This is a genomic window from Butyrivibrio sp., assembly GCF_015056685.1.
Taxonomy (GTDB): Bacteria; Bacillota; Clostridia; order Lachnospirales; family Lachnospiraceae; genus Butyrivibrio.
Window position 1 is genome coordinate 59,629 of sequence record NZ_SVFW01000012.1, and the last position, 21,999, is coordinate 81,627.

Below are 21,999 nucleotides of genomic sequence, written 5' to 3' on the forward strand. Positions count from 1 at the left end.
GTTAATTCCTCTTAACTTCCAAGAGTGCATCATGCAGCTCTTTTGCTGTATATCTGTCCTCAGCATTAAGGCTGATGCAACGCTCGATTATATTCCATAGTTCTCCTGAGGCACGTTTTTCCTTCGGAAAAGAGCCAGTGACCATCACATTAAGAAGCATTCCAAGTGCATAAATGTCTGCCTTAGCCGAGGATGCTGTCAGACCATACCCAACCTGTTCAGGCGCCGCATAGTACTGTGTTCCCATGTACCTGGTGTCATCCGTCTTCTCGGGATCGTACCATTTGGCAACATTCATATCCAACAGATTCACTTCACTATCTATGGTAATAATGATGTTTGATGGCTTTACATCTCTGTGGATGATTGGCGTCGGAAGATTATGCAGCTCATTCAGGATATCGCAGATGTACAGAGCAACGTCAACAGCTTTCTCTTCAGATATCGTGCCTTCTTTCTCAAGTATATGCTCCAGGTTCAGTCCAAGAATAAACTCCTCAATGACTATCAGGCAGTTGCTGCTCTCATATATATCGATGATGCGTGGCATACGCTCAATAGGATGCTCCATAAGGTAAGCATATACACTCTTGTTGTAGATAGTAAGAAGCTTTTTAATGTATCGCTTCCCAGTCTCCCTATGTCTAACAAGAATGATGTTATCTTTTCCTTCGATAGCCTCCTCTTCCTGATACATAGAGAGCTCCAGGACATCTGCATCGGATAATCCTTTGTATGGATTCCGCTTATCAGCCTGGAATTCATCTTCAGAAGCATATAATTCACTTACATCAATCTTATTCTCATAGCCGCAATGAGTGCACTTCCATTTTCCGCAGTCTTCTGAAAATCCCGGCTGTTCATTCATGACAGATCCACATTCATCGCAGATCCAAACAATATCTCCTTCTACTTCCGGATTGATAAGCATCTGGCCACATCCCCTGCACTCCCAGTATTTCAGAGAAGGATCATAGCCCTTTTGGAGAGTGAGGTTGGCGTAACAGTGCGGGCAGTATTCGTAGGAGTCGTCAAAAGATTCTAACGATTCATCTTTATCATTTTCTCTTTTAAAATAATTAAACAACTCCATTAGCCCACCATAATAATCGCACTTTTACGCTGCTCTATCAGCGTAAAAAACATCGCTAAAAAACTTCTCATTTTTCAGCAATTTTGGCATATGTTTTATCAGTAGCTCCAACACTTCATTTGCATACTCATGATATTTTTCAAATTCTTCATCGGAATTCACGCCACCGATTGTATCCTCTATCTTAAATGCCTCTTTCTCAATTTTTTCCAGACCGTTCATCAAATCTTTGTAATTTTCGTCCGTTTTCTGATCTGAAAACAACACTTCTATATATTTCTTTAATGATGGAATCATTGCCTCTTTATTTGGATCCTTAAGCATATTACCCGCTAAGCGAGGCAAAACATCAATCTTTGTGTACTTATCAGCCTCGTCATAATCGCCTAGAATATGAACATAGTATATGATTCCTGCCAAGCTTTTACATTTTTCGTCATATCCTACAAACAGAGTAACCTTCCTAAACCCAAACACAGAGTTTACGGTACCCAAAAGGACATTTCTTCGCTTCTCCATAAACTGATTTACATCCTTATTTTGGAACTCCATCTCCCACCCTTGATGAGTATACTTCCTATGGTTTTGGGCTGATATTTGCACTCTGTTTCCATCTTTTTTAGTGCTTCCAGTCAAATCTTCGTAGTAATCAATGGATGAAAATGATAATGGCAATCCACCCATATTCATGCCTTTTAGCACATCATACTTGTCCTTTCCATCCCCTTTAAATTGGTCTATTGCCAAGTACGATGCGTATTCTATTGCTTGTACTGATTTTTTTACATCCTCTGATTTGTATTTTGAGAATCCCTCTTCAAAAAGGACTTTTTCAAGTTCTTTATTGTGTTCCTCCGCGGAATCATGAGCATAACACATAATCATATTCATAAACGAGAGAATACAAACACATATCAGCATGACTATAAATCTATTTCTTCTCATATTCGTCTATTTCACCATGGTAAACGTAACATCATCAAGCACAAACGCCTTTTTAGACACCTTAGCTTCAAATTTATACTCAGAACCTTTATAAGTACTTTCAGAAGATGGTGCAATTATAATTTTTGCCACCATTCCGTTGGAATACTTCTGTTTCTTTATACTCTTACTTGTATAGACACCTTTGAATGTATCAATTTTGCCCTTTGTGCCTCGTTCAACTTCACTCAAATTCCAATCTTCGTATATAGTCTCTGCCCCGTTATCTGATATAACAACCTTTATATTAGTTCCTAAACTTAAGTACTCTGCTGGTATCTCAACATTTTTACCATTAAACTTAACATCTACTGTCTTTTCATCCGTGGCATGGTCAAACCAATATAATTCTTCTAAAGGCGACACCAAAAAAAGAGGGGAATCTCCAGAATGTAACATGTTATTTATTTTTTTCTTTTCTGATTCCGAAATTTTTAACTGTCTTGCAAGTCCAAACAACAATTCACAATTAACTACCAGTGGCTGATATACTGGTGGAAGCTCAACCTTTCGTTCTTCTTCAAGCCATTTATTATAATCCTTAATCTCTTTCTTTCTGGCTTTTGAATCTGTCTTTTTCTCCGTTTGTTTTACTACATCTGCCAGGTATTCCTTGTTCTTTTTCTGTTGTTCATCTATTAAAAGATTTACATTCTGCTTAATCAAATCATAAGCCTTCTGAAGGTAATCCTCGTCGGTTGTTTTAGCATATAAATCCATATACGCTTGAGCTGCTAAGTACTTAATCGCCCAATCCTCAATTTCAATGTTATTTAACATCTCAGATAAATAACGGTTTGCAATTATTTCATACGCGGATCCTGAATACTCATGTCTAGCAGCGTCAAGAGCAATTGATAGTGCCTTTGCTAGATCATGGTCTTTCCTAAATGTATCGATTTTCATAGACTTATACTTATCTATAGAACTGATGCATTTAGCATACTCACCTTGATCATAATAGCATTCTGCCAGCACAAGCCAGTACTTGCCATAAGCCTGGTATGTCTTCTCACTCTGCTCAAAAAAATCTATCTTGCGCGTTGTGTTTGAATTATTTTCCCAAGAAACAAAGTTATCTACTGACTTTTCATTCAATGCCAAATTACCATCTAGCCCATGTTTTTGGCACATTTCCACCATATATGAAAAGGCTTCCTTTCGACTTTCGTGAAGATTCCCTGCTGCTTCATCATCCAAAGCCCATCCATCTTCTAAGTATTTATTCTCCACTTCACTTAAATACGATGTATAACTTGTTTTGGCATCTACAGCCATATAAACGACAGACAATACCGCTTTTAATGGGTCTCCTGACTGAACAATGTTCAGAATGCTCATTGGGTTTGGCAAGGCTTTTTGAATAGCATTAGCCTGATTCTGTTCATACATATACTCAAGTCTTTCACGTTTTGTCTCAATACTCTGATATGCATAAATGGTATTTAAAAGCTGCTTAATCTCAGACATTGTATCTTCATCTACAGCATTAGGATTAACATTATTCACAATATCAGAATACGCATTATCCAGGTATACCTTACTGTTAGAGGACGCATTTATCTCCTTTGATAGTACAGTAATGTAATTAAGCATAGATAATGAACTTAATTGTTTATCTGACATCGAGTTATATGCTGAGTTTGTGTTGCTACTTGATGACCCATTTGTACTGTCTTCATCAGTTGTAGCGAATGCACTTATCACTTCTCCCGAAAACATTACCATACTAAGAAGAAATGCTGTCACAATAGTCAAAAGTCTTTTTTTCATTCGCTTCACCTCTAATTCACCTAATAGTATCTTTTATTATTCCCTTCACTTAGGCCGATTTGTTTTCAAGCCTTACTACTCCATTTATGAACTCTTCAGTATTTACCACCGTATTATGTGATTCATCAGTAAGCAGTCCATCATCAGTAAGAATCTGCGTATCCAGCACTCCCTTGATGCTCATCGCAATACTTACACAAGAAGAAATGCACTTCTTTGAATCTGTTGAGTATTTACTATAGTCATCTCCTTCATTCTTAACAATGTCTTCCATCTTATAAACGAATGGCAAGAAATATGAATCCAATCTAGCCAGCAGGTTGTGGAACATATATGTTCTTCTACGGATTGCTTCGCACTGTTTTGCTGCTGTATCAAGCTGCTCAGCAAGTTGTATTGCCTCTAGTTGATTTGTTTTAGCCTGCTCAAGGCTCTTCTTGGCTGTTGCTCCAGCAACAAAGCCCATTACTAATAATGCAGGTCCAGCAACCAGTCCACCCAGAACAGCAGCTCCACCTGCCATTCCCATACCTCCTGCTGCTAAAGATCCACCTCCGAAGAAGGCAAGCGTAGCATTAGTAGCTGCCGCTCCGCTCAAAGAAGCAATTGCAGTACCTGTTGAGGCGCAGGCAAGTGCCTGTGCTGCGCCGTATGCTCCGAATGCTGCTAGTGCACCACCAGCAGTTCCTGCTACACTTCCTCCAGCCAATGAAATGGCAAAATTAGCAAGTTCCCTCAGCTCTACAAAATCCTGCTCATCGATTTTCAATTTGCTAAGTTCAAGTAAACCTTCGGTTTCTCTGAAATCTACATTCTTGATCTTTGTAAATGTATCCAGGAACTCAGTCATATTGTTGTTAAGAATAAATACTTTTTCTTCTCCAAGCTGTTTAAGAGAATCTCCACAAGCCATGCGCTGTGCGTTGATATAATTAGTTGACTCCTCAACAATCTGATTAGCACTTTTGTTTATGTTACTGGCACTGTATGAATCAACACCTGCCTTGATAGTTTTTCCCACGCCAAGACCACCTGTGGCTGCAGCGATTCCGATAAATAATAATGGTAACGGCATAATTATTCCTCCAATTTATAGATAAATAAGAGCTTTAACACTCTCATAAATAGCATTCTGACGTCTCTCTAATTCTTTAACCTGTTTGTCTATTTCCAAATATGGCCTGTCTGTAGACTTAATCCAATCAAGCTCCTTTTGAATATCAGTAACTGACAAGTAACTGCTCTCCATCTCAAGGAATACATCTTTTGGAATATCTACCTTACGTACAATGTATTTCAGAAGTTTTCTTTCTTCTTCCACATATTTCTCATCACTATAAGCTATGGTCAGAAGATCCCATACAAGCAATTTCGCAGGAACAAATCCCTTATCAGATTCCTGCTTTGATAAAAGTGCCTCTTCAACTCCATCCTGAACAACATCATAATAGTCATCTTTATCTATCACCTTATCAAGCTGTTCCTTGCACACTTTCTCAATATGTTCCTTATGCTCCGAAAAATCCTGATCAAGCTCTTGTCCGACAAGTTCAAATCTTTCAATCTCAGAATTGCCAATATTTCCATCAGCTGCCATAAGGTAATAGAAGATCTTTACAGCATTTACCGGAGATACAGCTTTAACTATCTGAATCTCTGATTTGCTAAGCTTCGCTTCCTTTATTTCAGCCTCTTTTTTAGCCGCAGCTTCCATTTCTTCTGCAGTTGTTTCCTTTGTTTCATTCTCAGATTTCTTAAATACATTTTTTACCTGATCAGGCACTTTAAAGTCCGGAATTTTAATATCCGGCTTCTTTATATCAGGTATTTTCACTTCTGGAATCTTTGCATCCTTTACTGTGTTTTTTACAGTATCTGCTGCCCCTTGCAGCTTACCTTTTAATAATCCGCCTAAATCTTTCTTTTCCATGATTATCCTCGCTTAGAATATAATTGCTTCATCAGATTCCATCAGTTCATCAAATTCTTTCTGGTTAGTAAACTGTGGTTCTCTACCAAGAACTCTTTGTATTACTACATTGCCTTTTATAACTAAATCTGAATCACCACTCTTCAAGCCCTGTTTCATCAGATCAAATCCTGCCAAGAAACCTTCCAAATCTTCGGCAAGATAATCTGAAACTCTTTGCTCCAAAGCATTCCTGTAGTCATTCATCTTCTGAATAACATCAACTGTCTTTGCCTCAGTAAGAAGAAGTTTCTCATGAATCAGCTCAGCTTCCTTCTTCTCATTTGAGACTTCTTTCACGATTGCAATCGCAGCTCTTCCCGCGCCCACATAATTAAACCTTGTTACAAATGCTCCTGAGAATAATACCCAATTTCCGCATGACTCAACAGCCGCATGTACTGCTGCATCTGCTGTATCCGCCATAGTAAATGTCATACTAGCAATCATCATCATCCTGTCGACTGTTCGATTGCCAAAAGGCATAATCCTGTTCCAATGTATATTCTTAACTCCAAACTCTCCTATCTCCCCTGCAAGGTGCGATAAGAAATATCCGAATCTCAAATAGATCTCATTAAATGCCACCGGCAATGCCTGCTTACCTAAATTTTTATAAATGGACAATTCATGGCGAAAATCCCATTTCCGATTCACATACAAATCATTTACAAATGCCGGAAGTCCACTATCCTTGAGCCCCGGAAGTCCTGATATTTCATGCAGAAGTGATACAAATATCCCAGGGATTCCCATTCCACCACCTGCAGTATTTTTTGATCCTCCAACATCACTAACCAAATGCCCAAACCATTTATCTGCACACTTAGCAATTTCAATTATTATTGGTGTTGAAGCTACCAAATGTATCAATCTATGAAGAGCTTTAGGTATCTCCTCCTCTGTCTCATCTTCATACGTCTTCTCAGCCAAAGCTACAAGCCAATTCAACACGCCTGTCATTACTGCAGGAGTCAATTTTTCAATAATGCCATCAACCGACACATCTAAAGGCTCAATATGCCACTCTCCCTCTCTGTTAACAAATATTCCAATTCTTAATACCTGGGCTACGACTGATGCCATAAGTCCCAATGGAGTGGGATGGTGTGCAAGATCTGCCAAATGGTGATTTTTAGGTGTAACCAAAAATCCCTTTCCCTTCCAAACATTATCATTAGGGACCTTAAATTCCTCCTCTAGATACGCTATTGCTTCAGCCAGATGCTTCTTTCCTGCCCCTCTCTCTTCTGCATACTTTTGGATAAATCTATTTATCTGCTCATGATTAATTCCCATACCTTCGGGAGTTATTGTGCATTGGCCTATGAGCAACGCATCTAACATTCCCGTACAAAGTCCACTGAACACCGCAAATGCATAATCAGATTTATCAGCATTGATTGTATATCTTTCCAATTCTTTGTTAACACGATCTAATTCAGCATCCACATCGAATCCAGCAGGATAATTCAGTACATTTATCGGAATGTCCTTAGAGCCTGTTACATTCAACTCAGCTGCAACAATTTCCTTTTCTTCCAGCTTCTCCTCTTTTACCGGCATATAGGTTCCTGCCAGTATCTGCTTAAACGCATCGCTATTTGACCACTCATAGCACTCATAAGCTCTGGTAGCCAATGTAGGATGACTGTTCCACTGATGCATCATCTCATCTATAACCTTGGCAGACTTGTTATCGTTAAGGAAGTCCTTAAGATCCAAGGCCTGTTTCATGAATTCATCGCGATTTATATTATCTCCATACCCTCTGATTTTTAAAAGAGTATCTACAAAAACATCAGGAGTGCTATCACATAAAACAGCAGCTCTATCCGCAGATAACTCACTGCATCTATCCCAGAACAACAATGCCTTTACAAGATTCTGAGTCAGGTACTTCCTAACTCCAGGTATACCTGATAGGGGACTATTCTCCATACCATTTATCAAGTATCCCGCCATAGAATGATACAAAGTATGCTTACAAGCGATATGTCCGCATTCATGTGCAAGTACACTTGAAATCTGTTCTGGTGAACATTTTTCCACAAGTTCAGAAGAAACTTTAATGAATGGCTTAGTGGTACCTCCAGTACATGCATTCATTTCTTTTGACTCTTCATAATAAAACTCCGGTATTTCTATACCAAGCTTTTCACAAATAGGTGGTAAAAGATTATAGACTTCAGGAATCTGATTTTCACTTAACCTGATAAGATCTGACATATTGCCAATCTTAGCAATAATCTCGCTAAAATTTGCATTATACGCTTCACACAGTTTTACAAATTTAGGGAATGAATTGAGCATTTCAAATGCCCTTTGATCTAAATTATGCCTATACGCATCCGGACTGTATCCCATATAACCCTCCATAACATGCTTTTGTCAGCTTTAATGCCACATAACACACCAATTTAATTGTATCACGGTGCCCCAAAAACATTTATCAAATATCTATTAAAAGAATAGTAAATTTACAGCTGACCCTGTTCAAATTACTATTTGATTACCCTGCGTAATCTTTCGATTTATTTTAACAGTCACAAAAGCAACATATCCCCACCAAAAAGGTGGGACATGTTGCTCATATCTCATCACGCAAGCACTATTCCATCAAAAAGATCTCCCATACTAAAGCTCAGATGATCAATATCTTCTTTTCTTGCAGCTTCGTAGTATTCATTGAGTCTATAATCAGGATCTGTCTCCAGCTTTGTAAAAAGAACTGCAGTATTAGCTGCATCAACCAATCCATCATGTGCTCTGCCTTCAGGAGCTATGTTTGAGATGAAAAGAGCTTCTTCAAGGCTGTAGGATTTCTTTCTATCCATCTTCTGCCCGAAGGTCTTCTGGCAATCAATCCAGTTAGCAAAGATAATCTCAAGCCGTTCATCCTGTATGCCCTTTTCAAAAGCTTCATGGATAATCTGCTTAGGATCTGAATTGCTCCAGGATACGCATCTGACATCATCTGCAGGGAGCCAATCCAGGAACATTTCCAATGCATCTTCAAAACATGGCGCATCAGCTACATCGTTCTGAGATATTCCTGTAAGATTCTCGATAAAACTATCAATACAGCCATATTCAGGTTTTACATAAGTATTGAATTCATCAATAACCTCATAGTCTTCGTCAAGAAGTACCGCACCTATCTGAATTGTCTCCTGGCGATACTTATAGCCAAACTTTCTATATCCCTTTGGTACATAACACATCTCAAGATCTACTACTGCGTATTTCATAGGAACTTTCCTCTCTGCTTATGTGGATTTTCTGATAATCCAATTCTGCCATACCAGGTGTCCCAAAAAGGTCTCTGCATCCACAAACTAATGTTCCTAGCATTCTCAAAATGTTATCCCCAAAATATTAGCTTCATAATCCCAGTTTCATAATTCTTTCATAACATTTTTAATTTCAATTAAAGTTCAAACCTTAATATAAAGACATCAAGAAGAACACAACTTCTTGACCCCCACAAAATAATACTTTTTCATAACACACACCCCTTCGGAGAATGTCCGAAGGGTCCTCCCTAAAACAACGCCGCTACATTTCTCAATTCAGGAAATATAGCGGCTTAATATATTTACATGTAAAAAAACTTTCGCTTAATTTGGATTCCTTCTAGCCAAGCATCAATAATTATCATTCCAGTAATCTTCAGCTGCATCATAAGCTTCGTCTTCGTCTTCATCTTGACCTTAATGCTATCTGTAAGCAGATGGGCATATCTCCGGAATGGATGCCGGACATCCTGCTCCGTGACGACGGCTACGAAACCGATTTTTATAAAAAGGACTGATAAGAAAATAGCGGCCTACCGGTTCATCACCGGAGGGCCGTTTATTCTGACATTACCTGTTAGTTCAGCTGAATATCCATCGCATATGCATAAGAAATAATCTGTCCTGTTTTTGTAGCATTATATCCCTTCTCTCTATGAGAATAGTTGGATATCTCTACTGATCCGAAGTTCTTAAACTTCTCATATATACGTTCAAGAACTTCTATTTCTTCATCTGAGAGAGTTCCTTCAGGAACATCACATTCGGCAACAACCTGATGATTTTCATACGCTCCGTCATAAAGAACTTCAATATGAGCGATATGATCTGCTGCCATTTTACCCAAAATCATGTCAAAATTGTCGGGTACAGGCCCATAAGGAAGATGCGCATACTTTAAACCAGAGATAGACAATCCATTTTCTTTATAGAAAATCATATCCGAATAATTGAGCAGTTTCATTAGTTTTGTTTTTAGCAATCCCGCGCTTTTATGCGCAAAAAACAAAACCATCGCACAGAGCTTTTCATAATCAAACCCTTTAAAGCCATTTTCTTCACATGGAATTTTAGAAAAGAACAAATCAAAATAGCGTCTTTCAACTCTAAAATCTGTATCTTGCTCCAGTTTTTCGACAGTCTCAAGTAATCTGGCTATCTGCTTTTCGTCAAGAGCTACTTCATTCTCAGTAAGATAGGTACGCATATTTTCCGGCTCGCGTAAGAACAGAAGCAAGCTATTATGCGCTCGATCCTGAACAGCACCGTTTTCATATCTGCGAATAGTCTTATCTCCCCAATTTAAAAGCTTTGCAAAGCTTCTCTGGCTAAGGCCATACTGCTCTCTTATCTTTCTTATTTCTTCCGGAAGAAGAAGCTTATGTCTCCGTCTGTACTCATTGTAGGCATCGATGAGTGTCGCCGAATCAAGTTCCTCATTGAATAGTTCTTCGCCACATTCAGCACATATCATCACCTTTGCTGCGATTTCAACGTCTTCTCCACATACATTAAAGACCTGATTCCGAGTAATTATCTTCGTTTCAACTTCTCTTTCACATACTTCACAGTAATCCATCATTGCCATCACCTCCTTTGCCTAACTATAATCATCCTCATGGAAACTTAGGCATTTGAGGACATCCTTTCCATTTCGGTTTTGTATTTTCAATTTCACATAAAACTGTTCACCATCAACAGTTTTCTTAAACTCCCATATATCACCAGGCTGGCTTTTGTCAAAGTCTTGCTTAGGTCCTTTGAAGTAATCTCCAACCATTAGCCCAAGCATTTCGTCTTTTGCATCTTTGACCGTAAGTCCATGATCTGATAGGGCTTGTAGATTTTTCCCTCTCGGAACAAATACATAATCCCCCGCTGCAATTAGCCTTTTAGCCTGAGCAAGGAATGATGAGATGTCCGATGTGCTCGCTTGATTACTCACTCAGTCACCTCCGTGTACTTTATATTATACTCAGCAGATCCTATTCGTCAATAAAAATGCGGTTATATGACCGCATTTTTTATTTGGCATAGAACACATATAGAATTTCACTATCATACATCGGCTTAAAAAGAAAGCCTGAAATGACAATACCGGCATCCGGTTCATTGCCAGAGGGCTGCTTATGTATGTCTACCCTTGCAATTCTCCAGAGCACGTTTTATCTCATCGCTCATTTCTCCCTTAGCAGAAATTCCACACATGATCATCGAGCAATTCCGATTACATTAACCCATTTTTCAGACTCTCTCCCGGGTCTTGAGTCTGATTCAACATCATTACTCACAATTTCAAAACCTGCAGTCTCAAATAGAGGTATTACACTCTTTTCAGTAAAATCACTAAACTTTCGCTCACCTCTGAATGTTGTTCCTTCGCCATATTTGAACGAAGCGTAAAGCGCGCCATTTTCTTTCAAAGCATTATGTAGCTTTCCTCGCTTTTGGAAAAAGAATAAAAGAGTCCGCCAAGGTCCGAATATAGCGCTCCAACCACATTTTCCTTGCACTTCATCTTGCCCCACAAAATAATACTTTTTCATAACACACCCCTTCGGAGAATGTCCGAAGGGTCCTCCCTAAAACAACGCCGCTACATTTCTCAATTCAGGAAATATAGCGGCTTAATATATTTACATGTTAAAAAAATCTTACGCTTAATTTGGATTTCTTCTAGCCAATCATCAATAGTTCTCATTCCAGTAATCTTCAGCTGCATCATAAGCTTCGTCTTCATCTTCATAGTCATCTTCGTAATCATAAAACTCTTCGTACTTATCATCAGCGAAGTCCTGGGCTGACTTGTAATTATGTACGTCATAAGAATCATAAGACTTCTTTGAAGATTTAGAACTGCTCTTCTTGGATGAGCTCTTGCTGCTTGTTGTTTTCTTCTTTGAGCTCTTCTTACTTGATGAATAGCTGGTTGTTATCTTCTTACCTGCTGCCTCTACTGAAACAGACGTCATTCCTACCGCCGTTACCATCATCATTACTGCTACTAAAACACTTAATATTATTCTTTTCATAATTCACACTCTCCATTCCTTTTTTGGATAATCCAATTCTGCCATACCAGGTGTCCAAAAAAGGCCTCTGTATCCACAAACTAGTGTTCCTAATTAACCTTATTTCACATTTCCAGTATTTCAAAGAGCTCCTTTGGCAGATATTCCCTCAAGATCCTTGGGCCTGTCAAACTCATACTGCGCTCCTAATATATCGCCTAAAACCGCTCCTTTTATAGCCATCTACACACTCCTTCATTATTGTTTTTCTGTTCGAAAAACAATTCCGCTTTCCTTTAAAAAATCTGCCATTGTTCCTCCAACGTCCGCTAAGCATATGGAAATTGGAGATCCGTCCTTCTTTTTCCCGTTGTTTAATAAATCTTTAAACTCTTGTTCAGTTTTTTCTTCTACTTCTACTAAGTTCTTGAACCCTGCACAAACAAGATAGTATCTGTAATGCGGGTGCATCGGTAGGCCATCAAATGTGCAACGACTACCCTCATCAACATATTTAATTCTATTCCTCTGCTCTTGGTTCAAATTCTATTCCTCCGTACACATCCTTGATAACCTCTCTGACTATGCATGCATGATATTCTTCAATGTCATCCTTGCATGCCTTTTTGATTATCTTGGCCATGTAGTTTATTTGCTGGGATGAATCAGATACAGCCACAATATGAATATGATACTCTTTCAGAGTAGTGAAGATCTGCCTGACGTTCTCTGTTCTGGTAGCCACATACTCTAATACTCTGTCAAAGCCATCAGGAGTAGTGATAATATCAATCAGCATCGTAATCTCATCATCACGCTTGATGTAGGTATTGTACTGTCGGATGATTCCTTCATCCTCAAGCTTAGTAACCCTCTTTTTAGCTGCCACTCTTGATATTCCAAGCTTATCTCCGATTTTCTGGTAGCTCATACGAGCATTGCCTCTGATCATTTTCAAAATTTTCTTATCTTTTTCATCCATGTGATTAGCTCCTTAAAAAATCAGTGTCGACTCTGATGACGTGATTATATTAACAGATATAAATTTACGCAATAGTAAAGGTTACGAAACGTAACCAGTAGGTTTCATTTCGTAACCTTTACCATATAATATGAAAAGATTATTTCCACTTATTCTTTCACTTATTAACTAGTTATCCACTGTAATACCAAAAACAGCAGAAACCATATCGATTATGCTAACAATTCAAAAAAGTATCCCAAAGGAGCATTATCTGTTGTACCAATAATAGCGCCTCTGTCTAATAAGACATTTGAACATTCACAACTTGTCTCCGGTAACAAAGCACATGCATGGCACCCTGCATAGTTAAGTGAAGCATACCCTTGATTCTTTGAATCTATGCAAATAGGATCATTTGAACACCAAGAAGCATTTTCAAGGGCATCCAGCAAAATGTTCCTCATCTTATCAGTTACTCCTTGTCTTGCAAGTCCTCCAAGGCTGCCATCAGAATCCGATGATGCAGTATAAACCAAAATACCACACATCGAATTATCTCCACTTGGCGCCGAATATATCTTTTCTTTCAATGAAGCTGCAGAATATCCACACTGCATTGTCAGCTCACGAATAATTAAATGTGACAATGTATGTAGAAGAATATAGCGCGTATTTCCTTCCTGAATTTTTCTTGAAGCAAAGAAATTATCTTTTGCTCGGTTGATTAGTGCCCCATACCTCGCCTCATTCATTCTTTCCCATTTTGAAACTTTGTCTTCGGCCAGGCGGATAAAAATGCCTTCACCGAATAGTTCATTTCCTGGGAACCAATCCATTGCTTTTTTGGAGAGAGGCGCTAATTCGCCTTCGCCTGGTGATATTCGCTTGAAACCTCGCAATACCTCGACTTCCCTTAGCCTTCCGACAATCTTTATCTGACTGATATAATTTCTAAATTCCTCTGGCACATCGGCTTCTATTGTAAGGAAATCCTGATCCGAACAGTCCTCATCGCAAAGAGCATCATACTCCCCTTTTGCAAGATCACTTAGCTCAATATGCCCATCATCATTGATTCCTAATGCAAAATCTAATTCTCGTAAAAACTGATCCTTGTCGCATCGAAACCTGTCTTTGTTGCTATTGAAATAGTATTCAATATTTGCCTTCTTTAGTTCTTCTGGCATTTCTGCGTATTCTGAAAGCTTATCAATGTCAGACGCTAGCATTCTTTGGATTCTTGAACTATATGGTGGAATAGTAAGGGCTGAAACTATATCAGGATAATAAACATTATTCGCGCCACGCTGCAAAACTCTTAATTCTTCTCTGCAACATTCTCCTTTGGGTATTTCAGAGTACCATCCTTTTAGATCTTCCGTTCTTCCAAGCCAAGGCATTGAGCCATAACATTTAAATTGATACAATGCCCCTTTATCCATTACGCCTTCTAGAGACTCTTTCGCTCCACATTGGCATTTAATTATTATTCCATCAAGACTACTAGATCTTTTCGATATTTCTATACTAAGCTTTGGATTTGCACATCTCCCAGTCTTTCTATGTACCCAAGCATCATAAGGAAAATCTTCCATATGGCCACATGTGCATGCAACAACAAATCTTGATGGGATAAGCTTTATCTTTCTCTTCCCTTTACTTTGATAACACATACCGCAGATAGATTCTCTGTTGTAGTCAGTAGAATTATTCAATTTCTCTTCAATTTTGTAGTATCTATCCAAAGCCCCGCATTCAGGGCAATAGCAATACTGCGGAAATTTCTCTACTAGTATTCCATTTGTATATTTTTTATCCTCTTTTGTTTGAGGCTGAACAAAATACTTTTTCCCTAGAATCCGCTCTAAATTGCGTTCGTGAATCTTCAATTTGTTAAAATTGTATTTCCCTAACGTGCTTTCCCAATTATCAATTCCAGCTATAATACCACTCATCCTAGGAAAATCTATCAGAGCTCCTGGGCCATATATTGTTATACTCTGTGATTTCCTAACCTCACCGGCAATTTTAAAATATGATTTTACTGTATTACTATCATTATTCTTGGGTCTTATTTTAAATGCCATATCATTCCCTCGTTATGACTTGTACTGATGTCTCAACACTTCTCATAGAATTTAGGACTCTAAACCTGCTGTCCTCCTCATAATCTTCAGAGAATAGAGCTTCTTCTTTTTGGAAAGGTACCTTTCGGTAGGTTAAATCAGGGTTTCTCTTCGCCATACTCTCCCACTCAATCTCAATATCATCAATCTCTTCTTGAACATTCTCAAGCTCATCTGGATCAACAGTATTTACATAATCAAAAATGTAAGACTTAACTTCTTGCAATCCAGCTATTCTACGATTGTACTTTCCTGCTGATTTATTATCTGTCAACTCCGGAATATAATACCTGCAAAGCATTATATACAGCGTATGCAATGCCCTATCGCGTGATCTCTCAGCGAAAGGTGTTACGCTCGTTGCCTCGACATACTTATAAAATGCTTCATGGTATTGGCAAAATTGCTCAAAATGCGATTTATCACGAGACCGTGAATGATAGTACTGGGTAAACACAAAACCAGGAGTTTCTCTTCCAACTCTACTTGTTGCCTGAATATACTCGGCAGTAGTTTTGGGTTGACCAACCATAATCATAGAGTTCAATCTAGCTATATCTATACCTACTGAAATCATATTGGATGACAAAATGAAATCATAAGGCATTACATCCTTTTTCTTACTGTATTTTATAAGTATGTCTTTTTGAATAATTCTTCCGATATTTTCACTCTTCTCACGACTAGTCAGCTCAATATAATTGTCATATCGAATCTGGCCACCCTCAATAGGATACTGATCTTTCAATTTTGTCTCACGAAGATAAGCAAATCTATCCTGGACATTATCAATCACCCTCACAATTGCTCCACCAAGCTCTCGAAGGGTATTGAAATAACTTGTGATTGTCCAGAATGAATCTATTATTTCCTCATCATATCCTAATGATTCAAGATAACGACTCGCATATAATAACGCAGCCATTATTCTAACCATTATCAATGTATTACTTGTACCAGATCCCATGCATCCCATATATAGTCTTGATGGTTTTTCATCACGAGATGACTTGACTGCAAAGAAAGAATCATCTGCATCAATTCCTTGAGGAGGGAACTGTGTATAATTAGCTCCATACAATGAATTAATCTGATCTGCTGCATTTTTAATTGTTGCTGTCGATGCTATTACCTTAGCTCTTATCCCTTTATATGTGCACATTCTGCTAAAAGCAGCCTCATATATTCCAGTTATAGTTCCTAACGGTCCAGAAATAAGATGAAGTTCATCTTGGATAATAAGTTCAGGAGGCATATCTTTACTATCCCTTCCAAATAGTGAAAAGGTCTGCTCTCTTTGCGCTACCTGTGCAAACTTATCTACAGTTGCTATTAAAAATGTCGGTCTATACTTATAAATTGATTCATCAATTAAGTGAACTGGTAGTCCCTGTGAGAATTCACATTTCCTGTTACTACATCTAATATGCATTCTCTTGGCAGACTGATCACAACTGTAGTTTTCTCTCTCCAATGGAGTTCCACACCAAGGACACTTCTCAAGCTGTCTTGGATTGCTGCTCTCATTTTCCGGGTCTGAAAAGCCGTCAAGGATCTTCCCTGCCATCTCTATACTATTAGGTGTTAAAGCTTTTCCTGCCCATAGGCCAATTGATATCTCCTCGCCACCCAATTTATATTTTTTCCGCAATAACTCACACGCACATATCATAGCTGATGCACGTTCAAACTGCTGAAATGTCAACAGTCTCAACGTATATCTCATAATGATAGCCACTCCCGAGCCACATGCAGTATTTTTTAGCCTTCTCAAAAAAATAACAAATGCAGCAATTCCCAAATAAGCTTCCGTTTTGCCTCCACCTGTTGGAAACCATAATAGATCGACATTTTTCCTCTCTTCTGAAGAAGGCTCCGCAAAAGAAATTATCTCCTGAAGGAAGAATGCCAACTGGAAAGGATACCATCTAATCATCTCTTCATCTATCTGAAGATTCTTTATACCCAGAGTTTGACGCCTCTGAAGATACATAGCCTCATTTGCATAAATAAATGCTCTATATATTATGTCATCATTGAAACACTCTATTGATTTAACAATTACATCAAACGTAGCTGCGCACTTATCCAAGTTCTCGTTAGCGCATGCTTGGAATTCATTACTTAAAATACCAATTGATTTTCTATTATGATCAATCCATTGCTTATAATCGCTTATCCATTCCAAAAGCTCAGCTATTAAATCTTTTTTGCTCAATCCTGACAAGTATTTCATTGACAATACTTTACTGTGCTTATTCTGCGCCGGCATCATAAGATTCAATTCATAAAAAGGAAGGATCAGAGTCTTGATCTCAATATCTGTGCCATTCTCATAATAATCAGCTGCACACCCATGACCTGTAACATAGTTTCTATGCTTTGAATAAAGCATTTCCATCTCAATATTGTCTCTATTCCTATTTATGGATACTGTCTTTCTTATATCCGAAAAGCTATCCTTTTTGCCAGTAACAACTATTTCAGGTTGAAAAAAAGTATGGTGATTAACCCACGCTCTCGACTCCTTAGGGCTTTGCTTGAAAGTGTTTATTAACGATGCCGTTATAGTTCTACTACCATCGGTATAGACCTTATGAACTTGAATTATTAGCTTTAAACCTTCAGATACCTCAAACTCCAACCTTTTCTTAGAAAAAAGCTCGCTAACATTGATAGAAACATTTTTTAATGATATAGGTTGTCTTTTCCATAAAGTCTTCTTACTTTCTTCATCAGTTTTCTCTTCTGCGATATAGTTCGCCGCTGTAACAGAAAACATAAACTCATTCGCATCATGATTTAATGCAAATGAAATCCCCATGGATGATGGCACTCTTCCATCATCCAGTCCAATGACCTGTTCATCTTCTGCATCTCCTATATCCTCGGCACTTGACCGTTCTAAAGAATACCTACATTCCTGCGGGTATAGTTTCCCCACAACATAGTATGAAATTGGATAATCATTTATAATTTCATCTTCTGATAACGGCCCCAGCAAATCCTTCTCAAGGATTTCCTTCAAATATCCTCTAGCCTCATAATACTTCGTATAATCCAAGACAAATCTCCTTAGTAAACGTCTGTGTGTCCTGCACCTAAGCCACAAAAATCAACCCAACACCATGCATGTTTATAATCTTCACTTATCTGCGTATGGATTCCTGACACGTATAAATCTGTTATACGCCTCGGCCATGGCGAATTATAAGGCGTAATTATTGCATCTACGTCCTCTATAAAATCATCTGTAACTTTACCAATAACTCGTTCTCCGCTAACAGATATATGCACTATGTTATACATTACACTGCTTGAATACCTGTCCATTACAAGCTTAATCTCATCCCCTTCATGTACATTGCTGATAATATATGCCTGTATATCCAGAGTATTGAACGAATCTATATTAGCGTCAGAAAGGGCTCTAACCTCTATGGTTTTTAGATTACTTCCATCACCTCTAACCCAGCGCTTTCTGTTTGTTTTTCTAATAATTTTCATTGAAACATCTGTTGTCGCTAATGAGTTGAAATACAAACCCGTTTTGGGTCTTGTCACAGCAACATACAAAGTCTTTGCCTCTTCTAAATATTCCTGTATGCTCTTAAATGTTGTAGACTCATTAACTAATCGATTTACAAATTTGCTTTCAACCACAACATTTTCATATTCACGTCCTTTGGATTTATGTATGTTTGAAACAATAAGTTTTTCATTAGGAATATTTCTAAATATTGGATCATCAACCTTTGATTTCGCAACTGACTTAAGAACTTCTTCAACCTTTAATACATTGTTTTGACTACCAATCAGCTCTTGTAGTCTTTCCCAAACACTTTCGCAATCAATAGAAATCTTATTTCTACTACATATATCAACAAATTCATCGACTGTAATTATTTCCTTTGTGAACAGACTAAACACCTTGCCTATCCAAGCTGACAAATATTCAAATTCGTTATACGCATTTACTACATGCTTTATTCCTCTTTTACGAAGATTTGAAGAAGTAGACAATACCTGTGCATTATTTCTGCACATCAAACATACTGTTCCTTCTTCCTTTAGCTCCTTGATCATAGAACTGGTTATTTTAGTAGATAATGAGCCTGTTGTAATCTGCGGAATAACCTTTTTCAAAAGAGCAATCGCATCTCTAACTGCAGCTTTCTTTCCTTCAACTTTAGTATCAAGAATTGCTGTTCTTAATGGCTGTGTCACTTTAATCAAATCTGCACTTTGTCTATGGTTCTTATCAAGTCTATAAAACTCACCAACATCAAAGAACTTAGAAAACATGTATTTATAGAACTTGTCAGATTTTAGTTCATATAAAGTGTCGTCATCTGAATAGTCGTATATCGCCTGGCAGGAGTCTCCCAATACAGTTATACCTACTCCATTTTTTATGCACTCCTCAACCATAGCAATTACAAGATACCCTCGTTCATCTGTAAGATCTTGAATCTCATCCACTATCAAGTGCTGACATCCGCCAAATACTTCAGAGCCAAACTTCTTAATTATGCCCGTAGCTTTTCTTATGCTTTCATCATAATTAAGCTTACTAATATCTATGTATGTGTAATTAGGTCGATCATGAAAAGCTTCATTTGCCTGACTTATAAGTAGCCAAGAAAACGAATGGAACGTTCTCACGTCTACATTTATGAAAGACCTTTCTCCTTCTTCCTCAGAATACTTTTTTATTCTCGCCTTAATTTCATTTACAGCGGCATTAGTAAAACAAAGTACCAGGATGCCTTCAGGATCCACTTCAAGATCATTCATCATATACATCATTTTTTTCATAAGTGTATATGTTTTACCTGTTCCAGGACCAGCATTTACAAAAGAGTATTGTTCAACAGGCGCTTGTATAATTTCCTCCTGCGAAACCTCTCTAAATGCCTTAAAGATACTTCCGTACTTTTCTTCATATAACCTAGCCTTATCAATATCCTCGGAGCTTTTTTTCTTCTTACCGGCTGCTTCTTCATACAGATAATAGTAGGGATCATTATCAGCAATTTCATCAAATCCTGTTTCGCTAGGACTTACTGTATCTGCAGAAAGCTCTTCCTCAACTTTTTGCTTTATGAATAGTCCAAAAGGATTCTCTTTTGATTCTGATTCATCCAATCCCTGGCCTGTTTTAAGCCATTTTCCCAGCATTTCATCAGCGTAGGAAACTTCTTTATTATTTATTACTATTTCTTCAAGCAAAGGATAGTAATCATTGTTCTCTGGATATCCATATTCAGCGTCAAGTTTTTTATTCTCCGCTTCAATAACAGGATCTATCTTTCTATTAGAAAGCATTACGGAAGCAAAATTGGGGTCCAAAACTCTCACTTGGCTTATATGAGCAGTGTAATAATTTGAGTTAAGAGTACCTCTCATTTTGGGGAAATTTCTCAGTTTAATAAGTGCATCGTAATCCATTACTTGGCGGAAAAAGGTAGTGTCGCCTTTGGTGTCATTAAACTTATTCTTAGCATCTCCGGTATAAAAGCCGCCATAGTTGAATGTGTTTGTTGCAAAAAAAATATTACTCTTCTCCAACTGTGTCACCTTCTATCTGGTAGTAAATGCTGAGTTTATTGTACGTCCACATATAAAGGTAATTTCTCATGAACTCCGTACTTCTAACTCTGAATCTAAATAGCAAATCTGGATCAACAAAACATGAAACTTCAAATTGTTCGCTCATGAATCCCTGACCTTCTCTCTCGATCACAACGGGCTCTTCAAAAGTTCGCTTCGAAGGATCCTCAGCATCAGTAATCAAAAATCTTACCGATTTTTCATCTGTAACAGAAGCAAAATTAATCTTTTTCTCCTTGCATGGAATTCTTTGGCCTTTTCTGAGAAGCGGATAGAACGTGCCATTACTAAGAATCAGTCCAATATCCTGATTCATACCATAACCGCCTGCAGTATTTGACATACTAACAATTGCTGCACCTTCAGCAATATTCCACATTACTTTCTTTGGATAAATTACTTTTTCTTCACCAAATAATTCTGTAACCTTTTCTCTAAAAGGCTTTAATCTACTTGAACCACCAACACATAAAACCGCATCAATATTTGCCTTATTTAGATTTGCCTTTTCTATAGCACGATTTAAGCAATTTATTGCCTCTTTAACGTCTAGTTCTACCAATTGTTCAAACAGCTCATATTCTATCGATTCCATGAATACACCACTGTTATCGTAATTTGGGACCATAATGCGTGCTACTTCTGCGCCTTCGCTAAGATCTATTTTTGCAGCTTCGCTCTTTACAATTAGTCTATCTTTTGACTTTGCATCAACCTGGTTGAATGACTTTGATACGCCCTTTTTAAGGCAATACTTTTTATGCATTTGCTCAGCTATCTTACGATCTATGTTGTCTCCAGCTAAATTCATGCCATCTGTAGTAATCTCTTCAACACGTCCATCCTCAATATGCAAAATAGCTACATCTAATGTTCCACCGCCCCAGTCAAACACTGCTACATTTTTAAACATGCGCATCTGTGGATAATTACTCACAAGTGCAGCAGTAGGCTCACTTATAAAAGTTTCTATCTCTATTCCAGCATTTTGAGCTGCCTCACGTAGCTTCATCTTCTTTAATGGCGAAAAGCCAACAGGTACCGCCATAACTACACTGTCAGCTTCAATATTTTTTCTTGCTATTTCATCTTTTAACCTAAAGTCCCGTCATTTTATACCAAGGATTATGTCGGGACAGGTACTCCCATAAGCTCATAGAGCTTACGTTG

17 protein-coding genes are annotated in these 21,999 nt (G+C 38.0%); all 17 read right to left on the reverse strand.

Annotated elements, in window-relative coordinates; genetic code table 11:
- Nucleotide 1: 1 nt before the first annotated feature.
- The 17 genes from E7303_RS06140 to E7303_RS06220 all read right to left on the reverse strand — a co-directional run bounded on the left by E7303_RS06140 (nt 2) and on the right by E7303_RS06220 (nt 21,913).
- Nucleotides 2-1,093 (reverse strand): protein kinase domain-containing protein, encoded by a 1,092-nt coding sequence (locus E7303_RS06140; RefSeq protein WP_292144317.1) that lies wholly within the window; start codon nt 1,091-1,093, stop codon nt 2-4.
- Between the two features lie 24 nt (nt 1,094-1,117).
- Nucleotides 1,118-2,038: a hypothetical protein gene (locus tag E7303_RS06145; RefSeq protein WP_292144318.1), complete on the reverse strand. Its 921-nt coding sequence runs from the start codon at nt 2,036-2,038 to the stop codon at nt 1,118-1,120.
- A gap of 6 nt (nt 2,039-2,044) precedes the next feature.
- Nucleotides 2,045-3,850, reverse strand: a complete 1,806-nt coding sequence (locus tag E7303_RS06150) for a hypothetical protein (protein ID WP_292144319.1) — start codon at nt 3,848-3,850, stop codon at nt 2,045-2,047.
- A gap of 49 nt (nt 3,851-3,899) precedes the next feature.
- Nucleotides 3,900-4,925 carry a hypothetical protein gene (locus E7303_RS06155; protein WP_292144320.1) on the reverse strand — a complete coding sequence of 342 codons (1,026 nt, stop codon included), beginning with the start codon at nt 4,923-4,925 and terminating at the stop codon, nt 3,900-3,902.
- Between the two features lie 15 nt (nt 4,926-4,940).
- Nucleotides 4,941-5,780 carry a hypothetical protein gene (locus tag E7303_RS06160; protein ID WP_292144321.1) on the reverse strand — a complete coding sequence of 280 codons (840 nt, stop codon included), beginning with the start codon at nt 5,778-5,780 and terminating at the stop codon, nt 4,941-4,943.
- Nucleotides 5,781-5,792: 12 nt separating this feature from the next.
- Nucleotides 5,793-8,186, reverse strand: a complete 2,394-nt coding sequence (locus E7303_RS06165) for a M48 family metallopeptidase (RefSeq protein ID WP_292144322.1) — start codon at nt 8,184-8,186, stop codon at nt 5,793-5,795.
- A gap of 233 nt (nt 8,187-8,419) precedes the next feature.
- On the reverse strand, nt 8,420-9,070 hold the full coding sequence (locus E7303_RS06170) for a 3'-5' exonuclease (protein ID WP_292144323.1): 651 nt from the start codon (nt 9,068-9,070) through the stop codon (nt 8,420-8,422).
- Between the two features lie 622 nt (nt 9,071-9,692).
- Entirely contained in the window at nt 9,693-10,697 is a 1,005-nt protein-coding gene (locus tag E7303_RS06175) for a type II TA system antitoxin MqsA family protein (RefSeq protein ID WP_292144324.1), read from the reverse strand.
- Between the two features lie 18 nt (nt 10,698-10,715).
- Nucleotides 10,716-11,060, reverse strand: a complete 345-nt coding sequence (locus tag E7303_RS06180; RefSeq protein WP_292144325.1) for a hypothetical protein — start codon at nt 11,058-11,060, stop codon at nt 10,716-10,718.
- A gap of 265 nt (nt 11,061-11,325) precedes the next feature.
- Nucleotides 11,326-11,661, reverse strand: a complete 336-nt coding sequence (locus E7303_RS06185; protein WP_292144326.1) for a hypothetical protein — start codon at nt 11,659-11,661, stop codon at nt 11,326-11,328.
- A 141-nt stretch (nt 11,662-11,802) separates the two neighbouring features.
- Nucleotides 11,803-12,147, reverse strand: coding sequence for a hypothetical protein (locus E7303_RS06190; RefSeq protein ID WP_292144327.1), 345 nt, complete (start codon nt 12,145-12,147; stop codon nt 11,803-11,805).
- Nucleotides 12,148-12,384: 237 nt separating this feature from the next.
- On the reverse strand, nt 12,385-12,669 hold the full coding sequence (locus E7303_RS06195; RefSeq protein WP_292144328.1) for a hypothetical protein: 285 nt from the start codon (nt 12,667-12,669) through the stop codon (nt 12,385-12,387).
- Nucleotides 12,647-13,108: an Lrp/AsnC family transcriptional regulator gene (locus tag E7303_RS06200; RefSeq protein WP_292144329.1), complete on the reverse strand. Its 462-nt coding sequence runs from the start codon at nt 13,106-13,108 to the stop codon at nt 12,647-12,649. The genes E7303_RS06195 and E7303_RS06200 overlap by 23 nt, the downstream gene beginning before the upstream one ends.
- 212 nt (nt 13,109-13,320) lie before the next feature.
- Nucleotides 13,321-15,177 carry a DUF1998 domain-containing protein gene (gene drmB / locus E7303_RS06205; RefSeq protein WP_292144330.1) on the reverse strand — a complete coding sequence of 619 codons (1,857 nt, stop codon included), beginning with the start codon at nt 15,175-15,177 and terminating at the stop codon, nt 13,321-13,323.
- Between the two features lies 1 nt (nt 15,178).
- Nucleotides 15,179-18,280: a helicase-related protein gene (locus tag E7303_RS06210; protein ID WP_292144331.1), complete on the reverse strand. Its 3,102-nt coding sequence runs from the start codon at nt 18,278-18,280 to the stop codon at nt 15,179-15,181.
- A gap of 11 nt (nt 18,281-18,291) precedes the next feature.
- The gene (locus E7303_RS06215; protein ID WP_292144332.1) at nt 18,292-20,667 is read right to left on the reverse strand and encodes a UvrD-helicase domain-containing protein; all 2,376 of its coding nucleotides are present in this window, start codon (nt 20,665-20,667) and stop codon (nt 18,292-18,294) included.
- A 106-nt stretch (nt 20,668-20,773) separates the two neighbouring features.
- A complete protein-coding gene (locus tag E7303_RS06220) occupies nt 20,774-21,913 on the reverse strand; it encodes an Hsp70 family protein (RefSeq protein ID WP_330601633.1) in 1,140 nt (379 codons plus the stop codon).
- Between the last annotated feature and the right edge of the window lie 86 nt (nt 21,914-21,999).

Bases quoted from the DNA above. Each gene is read 5' to 3' on its own strand.
- E7303_RS06215 (WP_292144332.1), bottom strand. From the start codon at position 20,667: ATGGATTACGATGCACTTATTAAACTGAGAAATTTCCCCAAAATGAGA.
- E7303_RS06175 (WP_292144324.1), bottom strand. From the start codon at position 10,697: ATGATGGATTACTGTGAAGTATGTGAAAGAGAAGTTGAAACGAAGATA.
- E7303_RS06165 (WP_292144322.1), bottom strand. From the start codon at position 8,186: ATGGGATACAGTCCGGATGCGTATAGGCATAATTTAGATCAAAGGGCA.
- E7303_RS06185 (WP_292144326.1), bottom strand. From the start codon at position 11,661: ATGAAAAAGTATTATTTTGTGGGGCAAGATGAAGTGCAAGGAAAATGT.
- E7303_RS06190 (WP_292144327.1), bottom strand. From the start codon at position 12,147: ATGAAAAGAATAATATTAAGTGTTTTAGTAGCAGTAATGATGATGGTA.
- E7303_RS06200 (WP_292144329.1), bottom strand. From the start codon at position 13,108: ATGGATGAAAAAGATAAGAAAATTTTGAAAATGATCAGAGGCAATGCT.
- E7303_RS06170 (WP_292144323.1), bottom strand. From the start codon at position 9,070: ATGAAATACGCAGTAGTAGATCTTGAGATGTGTTATGTACCAAAGGGA.
- E7303_RS06160 (WP_292144321.1), bottom strand. From the start codon at position 5,780: ATGGAAAAGAAAGATTTAGGCGGATTATTAAAAGGTAAGCTGCAAGGG.
- E7303_RS06155 (WP_292144320.1), bottom strand. From the start codon at position 4,925: ATGCCGTTACCATTATTATTTATCGGAATCGCTGCAGCCACAGGTGGT.
- E7303_RS06140 (WP_292144317.1), bottom strand. From the start codon at position 1,093: ATGGAGTTGTTTAATTATTTTAAAAGAGAAAATGATAAAGATGAATCG.
- E7303_RS06150 (WP_292144319.1), bottom strand. From the start codon at position 3,850: ATGAAAAAAAGACTTTTGACTATTGTGACAGCATTTCTTCTTAGTATG.
- E7303_RS06145 (WP_292144318.1), bottom strand. From the start codon at position 2,038: ATGAGAAGAAATAGATTTATAGTCATGCTGATATGTGTTTGTATTCTC.
- drmB (WP_292144330.1), bottom strand. From the start codon at position 15,177: ATGGCATTTAAAATAAGACCCAAGAATAATGATAGTAATACAGTAAAA.